Raw genomic sequence first — 2648 nt, forward strand, 5'->3', positions numbered from 1 at the left:
CCAGCCATACCACACCGGAGGTCTTTGGTCAACCTCCCAGACCTGCTATGAACCAATTTTCAACTAGCACAACCCCCGAATAATGCCTTTTTACTTTCACGAGCACGTTCAGCAATAAAAACTACACTCCGACAATGTTGTAATCCCTCAAATAATTTTCCGGGGCGATCATCAAAGGTAGCAACATAGAGTGCCTCACTAGACTGCCGCAAGACTTGTCGCACTGTGGTCATCCGAGAGGAACTGACTAAGGGAAGTTGCACAATAAAGCTGAGCCGTCCACCTGGATGACATAGGTTAAGCGCACGTTCTGTACACATACCATATAGATTGCCACACCCTTCTGTTTTATAGCCATAAACCTTATAGTCCTTTTTTGTAGCTGCATATTCACGCCAAGGCGGATTCCCCACAATCACATCAAAGCCACCATCACTGAGGATGGCGGAGAAGGCCGTGAACCAGTGGAAGGGCTGGGTGTTGTAGGTACCGTCGGCTTCTTTGCGGATCTGACCGATCTTGAGCAGGTCGGTATCGAGGCCCGCATTGAGCGCGTCGAGCCGCTCGCGGATGCGCTCACGGGTGGCGTGGCCCTCGGTAGATGCGGGGTTGTACTGGAGTTGCGCGTTGCGGTAGGCGGTGAGTTCGCGCTGTACCGCCGCGATCTCCGCCATCAACTTCTGCTGGCGCGGGTTCATGCCCACTACGCTGCCACTATAGACTAGCCCGATCTCCTCTGGGCGGGCGTAGCCAACCAGCGTGTTCCCGGCACGAATGTTGAAGTCAATGTCGGGCAGTGGCTCAATGTGGCGGGCATCATCGAGATCGGCCACCATGCGCAGGAAGAGCCGCAGCTTGCAGATCTCGGTCGCCTCGGCCATCAGGTCTACCCCGTAGAGATTGCGCACCACAATGCTCTTGGTGATGAAGTAGTCGCGGTTGGCGTGCGCCTCTGCCGCATCAAGCACCGCGCGCAGCGGCAGGTTGTGGTGCTGCTTCAGTTCCAGCAGTTCATCCATGCGATCCAGCAGCGCCTCATAGATCGGCTTGAGGATGCGCAACGCCGCAAAGAGGAACGCACCAGAGCCAACGGTGGGATCGAGGATGCTCAGGGGCAGCTTTCCCGTAGCGGGATCGCCCGCAAGGGCGGTGTAGAGGTGGTAGCTCTGGGTGGCATCGAGGCGGGGGATGAGATCGCCCAGCATCTCTTCGAGGTTCAGGTTGGCCGTGACCGCATCGTTGATGGTGGCGATCTTCCCGGCCTGGGCGTCGGCCACCAGCGTGCCCACACGGGCACGCCGCGCCGCATGCTCACGCTCGGTCTCGGTGGGCAGCGGCTCCGCCTGGGTCATCGCCGGGTAGAGATAGTCGGTGATGGTGTGGGGCAGATCGAGCGCCGCCAACGCAAGACCGGCCTTATCCATAAGCGCCGGGATAATCGTATTGCGGCAGATATAGCCCGTGATGTCGTCGCGGGTATAGTAGGCTCCCATCTGCTTCTGGTTGATGTACTTCTCGAAGATATAGCCCAGCACATCGGGGTCAATCTCGCGGTCACTCGTACCCGGACGTTCGCTGAGGTGCCAGCGCCAGAGGCTAAAGAAGGCGAAGAGCTTCTCGAAGGCACTATCGGGGATGTCAATCGCCGCGCCATAGCGATCCTCAAGCGGATGCGGCAAGAAGAGTCCCCCGTTGAGGTAGGGAATCGTGCCGAGCTTCTGGTTGACCTCAGGGCTGCGCTCGTGCGGGGCGCGTGCGAAACCCTCGAAGAAGAGCACGCACAAAAAGTCGCGGTAGTAGCGGTCGGGGCCGAGGTGGGTCTGGCTCCACGCCAAGCGTTCGCGCAGATAGTCGGTCGTGCTATTCAGGAAGCCCTTGGCCTGAATGAAAGAGATAAACATCAGGCGGTTGAGCATCACCGAGACATACCAACGCTGATCACTCTCTAGGGGGATACCCTGGATGAAGGCTTGGAAGGTGCTGCGCTGGCGGTCAAACTCGACATAGAACTTCTTCGTTACCTGCTCAACATCCAGGTTTTTGGCGACACGCGCCGTGACCTTGGTGATCTCGATGCGCCCCTGGGGATCAAAATCATCAATCGAGAAGGCGATACCCTGAAGTTTCTGGATCAGCGGCTCGCCCTCTTCGCCCCGGCGATAGTGGTACTCGCGGGTGCGGCGGCCCTGGCTGCCCCGCTTGACCCACTGGATCACCGCAGTCTGCTGATCCGCGTCCTCAAAGATCAGGATATGCTCAACCTGAGTGCGGCGCAGGCGGATCTCGATCTTATTGCGGATGGGACGGGGCGGCAATGCGCCATCATCGCCCCGCACCACATAGACCTGCATGCCGCCCGTGTCGGCAATCGGGGTGAGCGTATAGCGCCGGTTCTCCACGACCTCCACCCGCACCGTATCGCTCGGCTTCGTCCACTTCAGCGACGAGCGAAAGACCTTGACCCAATCGAAGTTTTTGAGTGCCGTGCGGAGATTTTTGAGATTGATGGACATGGGAGAACCTTACTATTCAGGATGCGGGGGCTTCATGATTGACGCAAAGGCGCAGAGACGCAAAGGGTTTGTGGGTTTATAGTTTTGTCTTTGCGTCCTTGCGTCCTTGCGTCAAAATCGGGGAGATAGGCATTA

At 58.0% G+C, this 2648-nt stretch carries 1 protein-coding gene; it reads right to left on the bottom strand.

Annotated features, from left to right (window positions below):
* Positions 1–59: 59 nt before the first annotated feature.
* Positions 60–2513 (bottom strand): Eco57I restriction-modification methylase domain-containing protein, encoded by a 2454-nt coding sequence (locus EKD03_RS18050; protein WP_174842897.1) that lies wholly within the window; start codon positions 2511–2513, stop codon positions 60–62.
* Positions 2514–2648 lie beyond the last annotated feature (135 nt).

The sequence above is a fragment of the Candidatus Oscillochloris fontis genome (assembly GCF_004138135.1).
Classification (GTDB): domain Bacteria; phylum Chloroflexota; class Chloroflexia; order Chloroflexales; family Chloroflexaceae; genus Oscillochloris; species Oscillochloris fontis.